Source organism: Aurantimonas sp. E1-2-R+4 (assembly GCF_036549515.1).
GTDB lineage: Bacteria > Pseudomonadota > Alphaproteobacteria > Rhizobiales > Rhizobiaceae > Aurantimonas > Aurantimonas coralicida_A.
In genome coordinates this window covers 33857-48450 of the sequence record NZ_JAZHLK010000031.1, presented here as the reverse complement: position 1 = coordinate 48450, position 14594 = coordinate 33857, and the positions used below count along the sequence as shown (strand labels likewise).

Sequence of the window (14594 nt, the reverse complement as noted above, 5' to 3'; positions counted from 1 at the left end):
CCCATCAGCGCCAAAATGCCGAAAAGTTCATTGCCCCTGCATCGAGGGCCGCGTAACGTTCAACCCGGCATCGCCGCTCAACGAAGTTCAACAAACTTCGGGACATCCCCGACCGCAACCCGAATGGGACAACGCATCGGGCTCGACCTGTCGTTCAGCCTTTCCCCACGGAATACGATGGGAGTCTCCGCATCAGCATGCCGGGAAAAACGGCCACATGCCGGACCGGTGGCGAACACGCCTGCTTTATCACCCTTGGTGCCCGGCACCTGCTGCTCCAGATAGGGGGTGAGGATCGTCATGTTATTGGAGGCAGTTATGCGCGCCACCATCCTATTGCTGGGCATTCTCGTCGGCCTTGCCGGCTGCAATGCCGGTACGCCCTATCCCAATCTATCGCCGATTGCCGGCGCGCAGGTCTCGGCGAACCCCAATTCACGGGGAACGGAGGCCTTCTGCCAGCAATATGGGCGCCAGACGGCGGGAAACAGTTACGAGGGCAGGATCGATCGGGACGAAGACAGCATTGGCGCGGATCTTCTCTATCGGCAGCAGGCGCGAGACGACGGCGCTGCAGCCTACCGACGCTGTCGCGCTGGTCGCGTAAACTGACGACCACCATCGCCTCCAAGGCCATGAAGGCGCTACCCCTGCCGGTCTTGGCGGCGCGGCGTTAGACCGCTTTGCGGTTGGTTTGGTGATCTGTCGATCGGTCTCGGCCCGCCCGGAAATCTGCCGCTACGTCTGATCCTTCATGTTTATTTAAAGCGCCATTAATGCGTCCGCTGTAGATTGCCCGTGATTATCTGTCGGGTGAGAGCGTTATGCGTATGATCAGGAAATTCGCGGATAGCCAATCGGGTAATTTCGCGATCATGACGGCGTTGCTGGCCATTCCCCTGATTGGAGCGATGGGGCTTGCCGTCGATTATTCGGCGGCGCTGAGCAACCGGAGCGTGATGCAGGACGCCGCAGACAGCGCGGCGCTGGCGACTGTGAAGGCGGCCGGACTGAAGTTTAGCAAATTGAGCGAAGCCGACAAGGCGTCGTTGATCGCCAATGGCAAGTCGTTCTTCGCATCGAACGAAAAGATCAACGCTGTTTCCGTCGCGGTCACTATCAACCAGGCCGAGCGCAGCGTCACGGTCACCGGAGCATACGACTATCCCTTGGCGTTTCCGATCTTCGGGCAAAGCTTTCCGATGGAGGTATTGGCGAAGGCCGTCGTCGGGCCCTTGCGGTCGAGCTACTGCATGATCGGCCTATCGCAAACCGCGTCGAAGGCGATTTCCTTCGGCGGATCGTCCGACTTTATCGGTCCTCAATGCTCGGTCCACTCCAACTCGATATCCAGCAGTGCGCTTTTCCAATCCGGGGCGGGTACCGCCAAGGCCAAGGATTTTTGCGCCGTTGGGGGCGGGTCGGGTCAATTCTCGCCGAAAGTGACGGGTGGTTGCGATCCTGTGGAAGACCCCTATGCGGATCTGCCGATGCCGGCGAAAACAGGGACCTGCCTGTCCAGCAACGCGTCGCTGGGCGACGGTGACTTCACACTCCAGCCCGGCCGCTATTGCGGCGGCTTGAAGGCTCCGTCCTCGGCCAATATCACGCTGGCGCCGGGGACCTACGTCATTGCCGGTGGCCCCCTCGATCTGTCATCCAAAGCCACACTTTCGGGTGACGGCGTAACCTTGATTTTTGTCGATGACCATTCGTATCCAAAGGTGAATGGCGGCGCCAATCTGAACATCTCGGCGCCGACGACGGGCACCTATGCCGGAATCGCAATGGCCGGACGCAGGGACATCGCCCCCGCCAAGGACGCCACGATTGCCGGCGGCGGATCGGTGAACATCAAAGGAACCGTTTATCTGCCGAAACACAACCTGAAGATCACCGGCAGCGGCGAATTGGGCATCGGCTCTGATCAGATGGCGTTGGTCGCCGATACGATATCCTTCACTGGAAACAGCACGACCACGCTTAAGATGACGTTGAATTCGGACTTCGACAAAGCCGGCTACAAAGGAGACCGGCTTGCGAAGGACTACTCCCCCTTGCTGGTGCAGTAAGGTCATGCCGCGTCTTCCCAAACTCACTCGGCTGCGGAACGATCGATCTGGTGCGACCATCGTCGAGTTCGGGTTGCTGGCGATGCCATTCCTGCTGATCGTCTTCGCCACGATCGAGACGTCGTTGGTTTTTCTCGGCGAATTGACCCTCGATCAGGCGGTCGCCCGTGTCAGCCGTACGGTACGTACCGGCGAGATCCAGGCTGCCAATCTATCGGAGGTGGATTTTCGCAAGCGGTTGTGCGGAAAGGTTGGGTTTCTTCTGGATTGTCAAAAACTCCAAATCGATCTCAAGTCCTATTCGAGCTTTGCGGCAATTCCTTCCTCGTCCCCGGTCAGTGGCGGGAATCTCGACACGACCGGCTTCAGCTATGCGCCGGGCGGTCCCGGTTCGATTGTCGCTCTCCGTGTCTATTACAAATGGCCGATCTACACGGACCTGATGCGTAAATATCTCTCGAATATGGGGGATGGGTCGCACCTCCTCGCGGGGATGGCGGCTTTCCGGACGGAGATGTTTTGATGCGGTTGTTCCGCTCGTTACACAGGCATTGGAAAACGGCCGGCGGGCCGTCTGATGGCGCCAGGGGCCGGCGTGGGAACCCAGGGCGAGGCCGCGCGGGGAAATTCCGCGGTGCGACGGGAGCCGTCGCTGCCGTGGAATTCGCCCTGATCGCTCCGATATTGCTGATGCTCTATATGGCCGGCTCGGAAGTCGCCATGGCATTCACGCTCAATCGGAAAATCCAACACACCGCCAGTACGGTGAATGACCTCATCACCCAGATCCCCGAAACGACCAAAGCCGAGATCGGCGCCATCTTCGCGGTCTCATCGGCGCTGGTCGCCCCCTACGACGCCACGAAGGTCGCGATCAAGGTGACGGCGGTCAAGATCAATGCCGAGGGCGGCGCGTCCGTCGGTTGGTCCCAGGCAAGAGGGTCCACTCCCGATGCCTCCGGCGGGCCCTTCCAGTTGCCCGCCGACCTTGCCGGCCTACGCAGTCAGTCCATCTTGGTCGCCTCGACGACTTACCAATATTTGCCGTTTGGAGGGTATGGATTGACTACGCTCTTTGAGATGGGGGGGACGTATTATCTTCGGCCCCGCGTTGGGACCGACGTCATTTGCACCGACTGTTAGGGTCGAATGATGTCGTTCTTATATCAGTGCGTCTTGAAACCGACACCAAAGACTGCCTACATTCAGTAGATCAGGGCCATTTCGGCACTGATTGTCTGCCCGTGGAAAGGGAAAACGACACTGAGACCTGCGGCTGAAGCGAAGGACGTCTTCGAGACCACTCCTTCTGACGCGCCCGCCACCGATGTTTCGGTCGGCCGGACTGCAATCGATCTCGTGATTTCGAGCCTGGAAGACTCGAAAGGCGAGGACATCGTTTCCATTGACATGAAGGGCAAATCGGCGCTGGCCGATCACATGGTGATCGTCTCCGGACGATCGCATCGTCATGTGACGGCGGTCGCCGACCACCTGCTTCGCGATCTCAAGTCCAACGGCTTCGGGATGGCGAAGGTGGAAGGCCTTCAGAACGGCGACTGGGTGCTGGTCGATACCGGGGACATCATCGTCCATATCTTCCGCCCGGAAGTCCGCAGCTTCTATAACATCGAGAAGATGTGGTCCGTCGGAGATGCCGGAGACGCGACGATCCATTGATCAGCGCGTCATTGTTGGAGTGAGGCTTCGGCCGAGGAAAGGGCTCGGCCGATGCGACTGACGATTGCGGCAATCGGGCGGATGAAAGCCGGCCCGGAAGGGTTGCTCGCGGACCGCTATCTCGACCGCTTGAAGAAAACCGGCGCGCCGCTTGGGCTCGATTACCAGGGGCTTTCCGAATATCCCGAATCACGGCTCGGCACAGCACCCGAGCGCAAGCGTGAAGAAGCCGAGCGGCTGCGATCCTCGCTGGCGGAGGGCTCGGTTCACCTCATTTTGGATGAGCGGGGAAAAACGTTGTCGTCGGAGGAGTTTGCTTCGGCGATCGCCACGTTCCGCGACGACGGCCGCCGCGACCTCGCCTTGCTCATCGGTGGCCCGGATGGTCATGACGACGCCCTGCGGTCCGGCGCGACCCTCGTCCTTTCTCTCGGGCGAATGACCTATCCCCATCAGATCGCACGGATTCTGGTCGCCGAACAGCTCTACCGCGCGGCGACGATCCTCGCCGGGCATCCCTATCATCGCGCCTGACGGTTGCGGCAACATCGCGCGCTACATGCCGTGGCCGGGAACTGCCAGCGCGGTCCAACATCTCAACGGATTCGGGCGAGCCGGCCCTGCTTCAGGTGTAGGCCCTCTTCCGGGGCACGATGCGCAGATGCCCGCCGGTCTTGCCACCGGGCAAAGCGGCGATACGGTCGGCCGCGACGAGCAGTTTTTCCAGGTCGAGGCCGGTGTCGATGCCGCCTTGCTGGAAGGCGAAATACAGGTCCTCGGTGGCGGTGTTGCCGGTGGCGCCCGGCGCGAAAGGGCAACCGCCGAGACCGGCCGCCGCGCCTTCCATCACCCGCACGCCGGCCTGATAGGCAAACAGCGCGTTCGCGACACCCATGCCGAAGGTGTCATGGCCGTGAAATGCCCAGCTGGTGGCTGTCGGCGCATCGGCCATGACCGCTTCGAACCGCGCCTTGACGGTCAGCGGGTCGGCCCGGCCGGTCGTGTCGCACAGAGCGAATTCCGCCTCGGGCGCAATCTCGATGGCCTTGGCGAAGGCACGACGAACGTCGTCCAGCGGCACGGTGCCCGTGAACGGGCAGTCGAACGACGTCGCGAGATCGACGCGCAGACGGAAATTGGCATCGTGCGCCATCGTGTCGACCACGGCGCGCAGCTGTGCCAGCGACTGCTCGACGCTCTGGCGGACATTGTTCTGGTTGTGCGCCTCGGAGACCGAAAACACGAAGACCAGTTCGCTGTAACGGTTTTTCAGCGCCAGTTCGGCGCCCTTGGTATTGGGCACCAGCACCGACAGGCGAACGCCGTCCCGGTCTTGAAAATGCGCGGCGATGTCGGCCATGTCCGCCATTTGTGGGATCGCCTTCGGGCTGACGAAGGAGCCGAGTTCCATACGTTTCACACCGGCGGAGAGCAGAGCCTCGATGATCGCGATCTTCTCTTCGGTCGGCAGCGGCTTGTCGATCGACTGGAAGCCGTCGCGTGGGGCGACCTCGACGATCTCGACTGACTGGGAATTGCCGGTCATCCCGATCTCCTTGCGTCCGTACCGGAAGACTGCGCCTTCACCCAGTTGATCACGCCGCCCTGCAGCATGATCTCGATCTGCCGGGGGCTCAGCGCGTGCTGGAACGTCATCTGGCGCGTCTTGCCCGACGAGGAAACGACCGTCGCTGCCACAGATGGGCCGGCAGCCAGTTGCTTCCGCACGGCTTCGATCTGGATGGTGTCGCCGGCGTCGATGCCGGCTGCCGCGTCGATGGTCAGTGGCAGCACGCCGAAGCTGGCAAGATTTTGCCAATGAATGCGCGCGAAGCTCTCGGCGATCACCAGCCGCAATCCCAGAAGTCTAGGAACCAGCGCGGCGTTTTCCCGGCTCGATCCTTGGCCGTAATTCTTCGCCGCGACGATGGCGTGGCCCCGGCTCTCCTCCGTGGCCCGCTCCGGATAGCTCCCGTCGATTTGCGCGAAGGCGTATTTTGCCGTCTCGAAGACGTTGCTCCAGAAGGGCAGGACATTGCCGGCCGGGATGATGTCGTCGGTCGAGATATTGCCACCGAGGCGCAGGAGAACCGGGACCGTGAATTCATCGGGAAACGCGTCGAAGTCGGGCAGCGTCGGCGTGTGCTTGGTTTGATAGAGGGCTGGCCGGACACCCGGTTTGGGAAAGATGAAGCCGGCGTCGTTGACGCGCATCGTCTCGGGCTCGGCGATCTTCGGATAGGCCATCTCCAGCGTGCGCGGATCGGTGATGACGCCGCTGAGCGCGGAGGCCGCCGCCGTTTCCGGGCTCGACAGGAACACCGAATCCTCGCGCGTGCCGGAGCGACCGGGGAAATTGCGCGGCACGGTGCGCAGGCTGTTGCGTCCGCTGGCCGGCGCCTGGCCCATGCCGATGCAGCCATTGCAGCCGGCCTGATGCAGCCGTGCGCCGGAGCGGATGAAGGCGCCGAGCTTGCCGGTTTGCACCAACGCGTCGAGCACCTGGCGGGAGGAGGGGTTGATGTCGAGCGAGACCCCTTCGGCGGCGGTCCTGCCGTCGAGAATGTCGGCGACGACGGCGAAGTCGCGATAACCGGGATTGGCGGAGGAGCCGATATAGGCCTGATAGATCGGCTCGCCCGCGGCTTCGGTGACGGGAACCACGTTGTCGGGGCTCTGCGGGCGCGCGATCAACGGCTCCAGCGTCGACAGATCGATCGTCTCGTGACGGTCGTAGGCGCATCCGGCGTCCGCGGCGAGCGGCACCCAGTCCGCCTCGCGTCCGCGCGCCTGCATAAAGCGCCGGATCGCCTCGTCGCTGGGAAACACGCTCGACGTAGCGCCGAGTTCCGAGCCCATATTGGCGATGACATGCCGGTCCATGGCGGACAGGCAGCCGAGACCGGGGCCGTAATATTCGATGATCGTGTTGGTCGCGCCGGAGACGCCGTGACGCCGCAGCATTTCCAGGATCACGTCCTTGGCCGAGACCCAGTCGGGCAGCGCCCCGGTCAGTTCGACGCCCCAGATATCAGGCATGGTCAGGAACAGCGGCTCGCCGGCCATGGCGAGCGCCACCTCGATGCCGCCAGCGCCGATCGCCAGCATGCCGAGCGATCCCGCCGCCGGGGTGTGGCTGTCGCTGCCGACCATCGACTGTCCCGGCACGCCGAAACGCTCCATATGCACCGGGTGGCTGATGCCGTTGCCCGGGCCGGAATAGACGATGCCGAAGCGTTCGCAGGCGCTCTTCAGGAAGAGGTGCGCGTCCGCGTTCACCTCGTCGGATTGCACCAGCCCGTGGTCGATATATTGAACGCTCGGGTTGGTGGCGACCCGCTCGATGCCCATCGCCTCGAGTTCTAGCATCACCAGGGTGCCGAGCACGTCCTGCAGTAAAGCCTGATCCATCTTGAGGGCGATCTCCGCGCCCGGCGTCATGTCGCCGGACACAAGACGGCTGGCGATGAGCTTGCGCGCGAGGTTCTCAGACATGCGGCATCGTCTCCGAAGACGCAGCCGCGGGGCCGCGTGCGATGTTGATCAGGAACTGCAATCCGAGCGTTCCAAAGCCGATCGGCAGCATGGCATAGGCAAGCCACATGGGGGTGCCTAAAGCGCTCGATACGCGCTCCCCATAGGCCCATGCGTCGTACGCCATCAGCCCGCCGCGCCAGGTGATGATGGCACAGAACACGGCGCCGACGATGCCGATGGCCGTTGTCACCGCCCACCTCCCGCCGGGACGAAGGCCGTCGGCGAGAAGCGTAATTCCGATATGCTCGCCGCGCCGCTGAACCTCCGCCGCTGTCATCACCGCGAGGTAGACGACAAGGAACGAGTTGATCTCCAGACTCCACGAGGTCGGCGCCGCGAACAGATAGCGCATCGTGGCGTCGTAGGTGATCGTCAGGGCCATGAAGGCGAGGACGCCCTGGCCGACGATTTCAAGGAGTCGGGCGAACGCCTCGAACAGTTTCAACGGGACGGCGAGCATGGTTTCGCTCCTTTAAGCGTCTTTGCCCATGGCGAGATCGATCGCCTTCTTGCCGACCTCCTCGCCGACTTCTCCGATCCAGGCCTCGCGGACATTCGTGCTGACCTCGCGGAAACGCTCCAGCTCCGCCTCGGTCGGCTCGATGACCTCAAGACCTGCCTCGCGGAACGCCGGCCAGTACTTGGCGTCGAAATAGTCCTGATTGGCGACGCGCGCGCTATTCTCGTCGAACCACTCGACGCCCGCCATCATCGCGTTGCGGACCTCCTCGCTCATCGCCTCCCAGCGATCGGTCTGGACGAAGATGCCGATGCCGAAGGCGGTGACCGGCAGCTTGTAGACCTGGGAGGCCTGCTCCTGGATCTTACGGCCGTTGATCGTCGAGATGTTGGCGACGGCCGCGTCGACGGTGCCGCGCTGCATGGCGAGATAGAGCTCGGAGGAGGGTATGCGCACGGCCGCGCCGCCGAAGTCTTCGATCGCCTTGGTCGCCTCGAAGGAAACGACGCGCAGTTTCTTGCCTTCGATGTCGTCGAGGCTGCGGATCGGCGAGTCCTTGGTGCTCCAGATATATTCCGGCTCCATGATGCCGCCGCCGAGGCTCAAGACGGTCAGTCCATTCTTCTTCAGCTCGTCCTCGACGAGCTGGAACAGGGGCGAGCCGCGCTTGAGGCGATCGGGATTTTCGTAGAGCTCGCCGACCACGCCCGGCAGGCCGGTAATGCCGAGGATCGGCAGCGACCGGGTGACGTAGGACGTCGTGTGGAACATGAAGTCGATGGTTCCGGCACGCAGCGCCGGGAGCTGTTCGTCCGCCGACAGCAGGCGGCCGGAATCGTAGAACTCGATCGTGGCGACGTCACCGTGCTTTTCGTTGACGAAGTCGACGAAGCCCTGGCTGCCATAGGCCAGATCGGCATAGGACGGCGGCAGGTAGGTGACGCCGGTGAGCTTTTGCGCTTCCGCGTAAGCGGCCCTGGAATGAAGGCCGAGCGCCGAGCCGAGCGCCAGCGCGCCGGTGGCGGTCATGAAACCGCGTCTGTTGATGGTCATGTTGTTTTCCTCCTTGGGTTTATTTCATCAGGTTTGGCAGCCAGAGGCTGATCGCCGGGAACAGCACGAAGATGACGAGCATCACGAACTGAACCGCGACGAATGGCACGACGCTGCGGACGATCTCCTCGATGCGCAGCATCGGGGCAACCGCCTTCAGCGTGTAGAGATTGAGACCGACCGGCGGGGTGATCACCGCGATCTCCAGATTCATCACCAGGATGATCCCGAACCACAGCGGGTCGTAGCCGAGCGTCTGGATCAGCGGCAGCAGGATCGGCGTGGTGACGACGATGAGCGAGACCGCGTCGACCAGCATGCCGAGGCCGACCAGCACCAGCATGATCAGGATGAGAATGACCTCCGGCGGCAGCTCGGTTCCGACCAGAAGGCCGGTGATTGCGTCGGGGACACGGACGTAATTCAGGTAGTCGCCGAAGATCCGGGCACAGCCCATGATCAGGAGAATGGCACCGGAAATACGCGCGCTGGAGCCGAGCACCTTCATCGTGCCTTTGACTCCCACCGAGCGGAAGATGAAGGCGGCGATGACGAAGGCGCCGATCGCGCCGAAGGCCGCCGCCTCGCTCGGGGTGGCGACGCCTGAATAGATCGTGCCGAGAACCACGGCGATCAGCAGCACCGCATGCCAGATGCCGGCAAGCGCCCGGAGCCGATCACCCCAGCTGTAATGGACATGTTCTCCTCGCGGGGCTTCCTCCGGATTGAGCAGAACGCGGATATAAAGATAGACCGAAAGCGCCAAAGCGAGGGCGATGCCTGGCACGATACCGCCGATGAACAGGTCGGCGACCGAAACGCTCGAGACCGCGCCGTAGATGATCAGCGGTACGCTTGGCGGAATCAGCATGGCGAGCGCGCCGGAACTGACGACGCTGCCGGCGGCGATCGACCGGCTGTAGCCGCGCTCCAGCATTTGCGGAATGGCGATCGAGCCAACGGCGGCGACACCGGCGATGGACACGCCGCTGACGGCGCCGAACACGGCCGAGGCGCCCACAGTCGCGATAGCGAGCCCGCCGCGCAGCCATTGCAGCCACACCACCGTCGCGTGGAAGAGGTTCTTGCCGACCGGCGTCGCCGCCAGGAAATTGCCCATCAGCACGAACAGCGGCAGTGCCAGCAACTCGAAGCTGTTCAACTGGCCGAACAGCGACGTCGGGCCGAAGAAGAACGCCATCGAGCCGCGTGCCATGTAGAGGCCGGTCAGACCGGCCGCGCCCAGCGCCAGGAAAATCGGCGCACCGATGGCGATGAGCGCCAACAGGATGACGACGACGATGATGGGTTCGATCATCGCCGAGCATCCCCGTAATACGCCGCGTGACGCAAGTCGCCTATGGTCATAGCCGTCGCCCCGCCGCAGCCGGGCCTGCCTGTCGTTCCTGTCACTTGCATCCTCCCCAGGATGGCGCGGCGCACTGGCGCTGCGCTCGTGTTCAAGGCTCAAATGACGCCGTCGGCGTCCAGTCGAGCAATTTCGTTGTCGCTGTAGCCGAGCCATTCCGCCAGCACTTGAGTCGTGTGCTGGCCGAGGGCGGGGCCGGTATGGCGGATCGTTCCGGGCGATGCGGACAGACGTGGAGACACATTCTGCATGGCGATCGAGCGGCCGAGCGTCGGATCGTCCACGCGGGTCACGGATTCGCGCGCCTGGAAATGCGGATCCTCCAGCATGTCCTTCGCCCGGTAGGTCGGACCGGCCGGGACCGCGACCTTCGCCAACTCGTCGACCAGCTCCTTCGCCGGCTTGGTTTGCGTCCACTTGCCGATGATGGCGTCGATTTCCGCCTGATTGCGCCCGCGGGCCTGATGGTCGCGAAACCGTTCGTCGTCGGCGAGTTCCGGCTGCCCCATGAGGGCGGTCAGGCGGCGGAACAGGCTGTCCTGGTTGGCGCCGATGATGATCGTGCCGCCATCCTTGGTCGGATAGGCGTTGGACGGCGCGATCCCCGGCAGGATGCTGCCCGAGCGTTCGCGGATATGACCGCCGCCGTCATATTCGGAGACGAGGCTTTCCATCACGGAGAGCACCGATTCGTAGATGGACGCATCCACCATCTGCCCGTCGCCCGTGCTGTTGCGGTGCTGCAATGCCAGGAGAGCGCCCTGAAAGCCGTTCTGGCCGGCCAGCGTATCGCCGAGCGAAATCCCCATGCGCACCGGCGGTCGATCCGGATGGCCGCTGATCTCACGCAAGCCGCCCATCGCCTCGCAGACCGAGGCGAAGCCAGCGCGGTCGCTATACGGTCCGGTCTGGCCGAACCCGGTGATGCGCACCATGATCAGGCCGGGGTTGATCTTCGACAGGACGTTGTAACCCAGCCCCCATTCCTCCATGCGGCCGGCGCGAAAATTCTCCACCAGGATGTCGGTCTTGGCGACCAGCGCCTTGACGATGTCCTGCGCGCGGCTGTCGCGCAGGTTCAGGGTGAGGGATTTCTTGTTGCGGGCAATCACCGGCCACCAGAGCGTATGGCCGTCGGCATCGGTGCGGCCCCATTGCCGCATCGCGTCGCCGGTCTTCGGCGGCTCGATCTTGACGACCTCCGCGCCGAAATCGGCCAGCAATTGTCCGCAGAACGGGCCTGCGATCAGCTGACCCATCTCCAGGACGCGAATACCTTCCAACGGACCCATACGGTCGGTTTCCTCCCTGCTGCTCAAACGAGACGCTCCCGCAGTTCCACCCCGATGTCGCTCGGTGTTCCTCTTTCGAACCGCTTTGCCATGCCGCTAAACCGCATAACGCCGGTCGAACGCCCAGACGTCCTCGAAGCCGATCAACTGATTGAAATCGGCGAAGCTGTAGAGCTCGGTGCGATCCGTATTGATGCCATTCGCCTTGAGATCTGCATAGGTTGTCTGGAGCGCGGCAGCGGCGGACAGGAACCCGGCCGCCGGATGGATCGCGACGGCAAAGCCGAGCGCCTGAAGCTCATCCGCCGGCAACAGCGGAGTCCGGCCGCCATTGATCATGTTGGCGATCAGCGGCCGGTCGATCTCGCGACCGATCCGGGCCATTTCGTCGACGCTTTCCGGCGATTCGACAAAGATCAAATCCGCTCCGGCTTCGCCATAAGCGACGGCGCGCCGGATGGCCTCGTCCAGACCAAGTGCGGTGCGAGCGTCCGTGCGGGCAATAACCAGGAAATCGTCGCTCTGGCGGCTGTCGACGGCAACCTGAATCTTGCGAACCATCTCCTCGCTCGGCACGACCTGACGGGTCGGCGTGTGGCCGCATTTCTTCGGGAACACCTGATCTTCGAGCTGGATCGCGCTGACGCCCGCCGCTTCGTATCCACGCACGGTGTGATGCACGTTGAGAAGGCCGCCATAACCGGTGTCGGCATCGGCTATGATTGGTGTCTCGGTCATCCGCGCCATTTGCGCGATCCGTCCGAGCATGTCTGAATAGGTCGCAATGCCCGCGTCCGGTAATCCGAGCGAAGAGGCCACCGTGCCATAGCCGGTGACGTAGAGAGCCGGAAAACCCATGCGATCGGCGATGAGCGCCGAAATGAGGTCGTAGATGCCAGGCGCAAGAATGAAATCCTTGCGGGCGATCGCAGCCTTCAATGCGGGATTTGCCATTTGATCACCCCCTTAGCGCGCCCGACCGGGCTTCGCGGTCTGGCATCCTGCGATGCCGGACAATTGTCACTGCGGACGCAAACCCGAAGGCGGTCGCCTGTTTTCGGATATGCGTTCCGCCGCGCCTCCCAGCGCTCAACTTGACTGAAAATACGGATTGTATCCAATCTGTCAATCTGATGATTAAATAAGGTTGTCAGAATGCGTTTTTGTATCCAATCATTCGCAATGAAACGGAGCTTCGCGATGGACCGCAACCATGGTGTCTAGAAAACGGGTGCCGAGCGAACGCAGTGCGGATCGGGTCTACGCGGCGCTGCGGGAGGCCATTCTCAAAGGCGATTACGAAAACGGTGTGCGCCTCACCGAAGAGGTGCTCGCCGAGCGCTTTGGCGTCAGCCGGACACCGATCCGAGCGGCGTTGGGCAAACTCGCCGGGGACGGCTTCATCGAGATGGTGCCGCATGCCGGGGCGGTGATCCGGCGTCGGACGATCCGCGAGGTGAGCGAGGTCTACGCGGTCCGCGCGCTGCTCGAGAGCAGCGGCGCCGGCCTTGCTGCCACTCTGCGCGGCGATGCGGACATTGGTGCGCTCGCGGCAATCTGCGACGAAATGGAGGCCAGGGCAGGGGAGGAGAACGCGGTCGAGATCCTGTCCGATCTCAACAAGCGGCTGCACCATCGGATTCTGGACATCTCGGGCAACCAGACGCTGCGCGATACCGCCGACCGGCTGATGGATATCGGCTTCCTCATCCACACCTACACGAAGTTCCGGCCGCGCGACCTCGGACGAAGTTTTGCCGATCACCGTGATCTCGTCAGCGCCATCGCCTCGCGCGATGCCGAATGGGCCGCGTCGGTCATGCGGGCGCATATCCTGGCGGCCCGCAATACCCTGCTGCAGACCATGACGGACTTGCGGGACGGTGGGGATCACGACCGGGATGATATCGCGCTTTGATCGGGCGTGGCGCGTCTACCGCAGTTTCGTCCAGCGACTGTCGTCGGACGATGAGCGCACCGCGGCGTCGATGAAGCGCATGGCGTCGACGCCGTCCTCGATCGTCGGAAACATCACCTCTGCCGGAATCGGGCGACCGTCGGTGACGGCCCGGATGGCAGCCGCCGCTTCACGGTAAATCGTGGCGAAGCCTTCCAGATAGCCTTCCGGATGCCCCGCCGGAACGCGGGTGACGCGCTGGGCGGCCGGAACGGCGGTCGATCCGCCCCGAGTGATCAGCCGCTTCGGTTCGCCGAACGGAGTGAACCAGAGCTGGTTCGGGTTCTCCTGCGTCCATTCGAGCCCGCCTTTTTCGCCGTAGACGCGAAGGCGCAGGCCGTTTTCGTGGCCGGGTGCGACCTGGCTCGCCCACAGCATGCCCTTCGCCCCGCCCTTAAACCGCAGCATCAGGTGATCATTGTCGTCGAGCCTGCGGCCGGGGACGAAGGCGCAAAGGTCGGCCGCGACGCTGTCGAGCGCAAGGCCCGTCACGAAGGTCAGAAGGTTGAAGGCGTGGCTGCCGATATCGCCCAGCGCGCCGCCGGCGCCGGCCTTGTCGGGGTCGACGCGCCATTCGGCCTGCTTGGAGCCCGCCGTTTCGGCTGCCTCCGTCAGCCAGTCCTGGGCATATTCGGCCTGCACGACGCGCAACGGCCCGAGGTCCCCGGCGGCGATCATGTCTCGCGCCTGACGGATCATCGGATAGCCGGTGTAATTGTGCGTCAGCACGAAGACGCGCCCCGAGGCCGCGGCGATCCGTTGCAGCTCCACCGCGTCCTCGAGCTTCGCCGTCAGCGGCTTTTCGCAGATGACGTGGATGCCGGCTTCCAGAAACATCTTGGCGGGCGAAAAGTGCAGATGGTTGGGCGTGACGATCGCCACGGCCTCGATACCGTCGTCGCGTTCGGCCTCGGCTTCGGCCATCGCCTGGAAGGTGGCATAGGCGCGGCCCGGATCGATACCGATCTCCGCACCGGAGGCCACCGAGCGCTCGGCATCGGAGGAGAAGGCGCCGGCCACAAGCTGGAACTCGCCGTCGAGGCGGGCCGCGATGCGATGGACTGCGCCGATGAAGGCGCCTTGGCCACCGCCCACCATGCCGAGCCGGATGGGCCGCGCCACCGGAATCGCTCGTGCCGCTGAGACCATTGTTTTTCTCCCCGTCGTTTGCCCA

15 protein-coding genes are annotated in these 14594 nt (G+C 63.3%); 7 read left to right on the top strand and 8 right to left on the bottom strand.

All coding sequences use genetic code 11. From position 1 onward, the window contains the following. The first annotated feature begins 318 nt into the window (after window positions 1–318). The 6 genes from VQ045_RS14550 to rlmH all read left to right on the top strand — a co-directional run bounded on the left by VQ045_RS14550 (window position 319) and on the right by rlmH (window position 4286). Window positions 319–612 carry a hypothetical protein gene (locus tag VQ045_RS14550; RefSeq protein WP_327624510.1) on the top strand — a complete coding sequence of 98 codons (294 nt, stop codon included), beginning with the start codon at window positions 319–321 and terminating at the stop codon, window positions 610–612. 212 nt (window positions 613–824) lie between these two features. After that, complete coding sequence (locus tag VQ045_RS14545; protein ID WP_331830602.1) at window positions 825–2072, top strand: TadE/TadG family type IV pilus assembly protein; 1248 nt, start codon at window positions 825–827, stop codon at window positions 2070–2072. 4 nt (window positions 2073–2076) lie between these two features. After that, on the top strand, window positions 2077–2595 hold the full coding sequence (locus VQ045_RS14540) for a TadE/TadG family type IV pilus assembly protein (RefSeq protein ID WP_327624512.1): 519 nt from the start codon (window positions 2077–2079) through the stop codon (window positions 2593–2595). A 134-nt stretch (window positions 2596–2729) separates the two neighbouring features. Continuing rightward, window positions 2730–3215 (top strand): TadE/TadG family type IV pilus assembly protein, encoded by a 486-nt coding sequence (locus VQ045_RS14535; RefSeq protein WP_331830601.1) that lies wholly within the window; start codon window positions 2730–2732, stop codon window positions 3213–3215. Window positions 3216–3302: 87 nt separating this feature from the next. Continuing rightward, the gene (gene rsfS / locus VQ045_RS14530) at window positions 3303–3752 is read left to right on the top strand and encodes a ribosome silencing factor (RefSeq protein WP_442872881.1); all 450 of its coding nucleotides are present in this window, start codon (window positions 3303–3305) and stop codon (window positions 3750–3752) included. Window positions 3753–3803: 51 nt separating this feature from the next. Next, on the top strand, window positions 3804–4286 hold the full coding sequence (rlmH, locus tag VQ045_RS14525; protein ID WP_331830600.1) for a 23S rRNA (pseudouridine(1915)-N(3))-methyltransferase RlmH: 483 nt from the start codon (window positions 3804–3806) through the stop codon (window positions 4284–4286). A 91-nt stretch (window positions 4287–4377) separates the two neighbouring features. Here the strand turns inward: rlmH and VQ045_RS14520 are convergent, their stop codons facing one another. The 7 genes from VQ045_RS14520 to VQ045_RS14490 all read right to left on the bottom strand — a co-directional run bounded on the left by VQ045_RS14520 (window position 4378) and on the right by VQ045_RS14490 (window position 12417). After that, complete coding sequence (locus VQ045_RS14520; RefSeq protein WP_331830599.1) at window positions 4378–5298, bottom strand: hydroxymethylglutaryl-CoA lyase; 921 nt, start codon at window positions 5296–5298, stop codon at window positions 4378–4380. Further along, window positions 5295–7247 (bottom strand): aconitate hydratase, encoded by a 1953-nt coding sequence (locus VQ045_RS14515; RefSeq protein ID WP_331830598.1) that lies wholly within the window; start codon window positions 7245–7247, stop codon window positions 5295–5297. Before VQ045_RS14515 ends, VQ045_RS14520 begins: the two co-directional genes overlap by 4 nt. Continuing rightward, window positions 7240–7749 (bottom strand): TRAP transporter small permease, encoded by a 510-nt coding sequence (locus VQ045_RS14510; RefSeq protein WP_331830597.1) that lies wholly within the window; start codon window positions 7747–7749, stop codon window positions 7240–7242. The genes VQ045_RS14515 and VQ045_RS14510 overlap by 8 nt, the downstream gene beginning before the upstream one ends. Before the next feature lie 12 nt (window positions 7750–7761). Further along, the gene (locus VQ045_RS14505; RefSeq protein WP_327646229.1) at window positions 7762–8802 is read right to left on the bottom strand and encodes a TRAP transporter substrate-binding protein; all 1041 of its coding nucleotides are present in this window, start codon (window positions 8800–8802) and stop codon (window positions 7762–7764) included. A gap of 19 nt (window positions 8803–8821) precedes the next feature. After that, complete coding sequence (locus VQ045_RS14500) at window positions 8822–10120, bottom strand: TRAP transporter large permease (protein WP_331830596.1); 1299 nt, start codon at window positions 10118–10120, stop codon at window positions 8822–8824. A 149-nt stretch (window positions 10121–10269) separates the two neighbouring features. Beyond that, window positions 10270–11490: a CaiB/BaiF CoA transferase family protein gene (locus VQ045_RS14495; protein ID WP_327646232.1), complete on the bottom strand. Its 1221-nt coding sequence runs from the start codon at window positions 11488–11490 to the stop codon at window positions 10270–10272. Window positions 11491–11559: 69 nt separating this feature from the next. Then, complete coding sequence (locus VQ045_RS14490; RefSeq protein ID WP_331830595.1) at window positions 11560–12417, bottom strand: isocitrate lyase/PEP mutase family protein; 858 nt, start codon at window positions 12415–12417, stop codon at window positions 11560–11562. Window positions 12418–12676: 259 nt separating this feature from the next. On the opposite strand from VQ045_RS14490, the gene VQ045_RS14485 reads away from it, so the two are divergent. Further along, window positions 12677–13381: a GntR family transcriptional regulator gene (locus VQ045_RS14485; RefSeq protein WP_327624523.1), complete on the top strand. Its 705-nt coding sequence runs from the start codon at window positions 12677–12679 to the stop codon at window positions 13379–13381. A gap of 15 nt (window positions 13382–13396) precedes the next feature. On the opposite strand, the gene VQ045_RS14480 is transcribed toward VQ045_RS14485, so the two are convergent. Next, window positions 13397–14569, bottom strand: coding sequence for a Gfo/Idh/MocA family protein (locus VQ045_RS14480; RefSeq protein ID WP_331830594.1), 1173 nt, complete (start codon window positions 14567–14569; stop codon window positions 13397–13399). Window positions 14570–14594: the final 25 nt, after the last annotated feature.

Coding starts and splice junctions, on each gene's coding strand:
- VQ045_RS14550 (WP_327624510.1), top strand. CDS start 319: ATGCGCGCCACCATCCTATTGCTGGGCATTCTCGTCGGCCTTGCCGGC.
- VQ045_RS14545 (WP_331830602.1), top strand. CDS start 825: ATGCGTATGATCAGGAAATTCGCGGATAGCCAATCGGGTAATTTCGCG.
- VQ045_RS14540 (WP_327624512.1), top strand. CDS start 2,077: ATGCCGCGTCTTCCCAAACTCACTCGGCTGCGGAACGATCGATCTGGT.
- rlmH (WP_331830600.1), top strand. CDS start 3,804: ATGCGACTGACGATTGCGGCAATCGGGCGGATGAAAGCCGGCCCGGAA.
- VQ045_RS14520 (WP_331830599.1), bottom strand. CDS start 5,298: ATGACCGGCAATTCCCAGTCAGTCGAGATCGTCGAGGTCGCCCCACGC.
- VQ045_RS14515 (WP_331830598.1), bottom strand. CDS start 7,247: ATGTCTGAGAACCTCGCGCGCAAGCTCATCGCCAGCCGTCTTGTGTCC.
- VQ045_RS14510 (WP_331830597.1), bottom strand. CDS start 7,749: ATGCTCGCCGTCCCGTTGAAACTGTTCGAGGCGTTCGCCCGACTCCTT.
- VQ045_RS14505 (WP_327646229.1), bottom strand. CDS start 8,802: ATGACCATCAACAGACGCGGTTTCATGACCGCCACCGGCGCGCTGGCG.
- VQ045_RS14500 (WP_331830596.1), bottom strand. CDS start 10,120: ATGATCGAACCCATCATCGTCGTCGTCATCCTGTTGGCGCTCATCGCC.
- VQ045_RS14490 (WP_331830595.1), bottom strand. CDS start 12,417: ATGGCAAATCCCGCATTGAAGGCTGCGATCGCCCGCAAGGATTTCATT.
- VQ045_RS14485 (WP_327624523.1), top strand. CDS start 12,677: ATGGTGTCTAGAAAACGGGTGCCGAGCGAACGCAGTGCGGATCGGGTC.
- VQ045_RS14480 (WP_331830594.1), bottom strand. CDS start 14,569: ATGGTCTCAGCGGCACGAGCGATTCCGGTGGCGCGGCCCATCCGGCTC.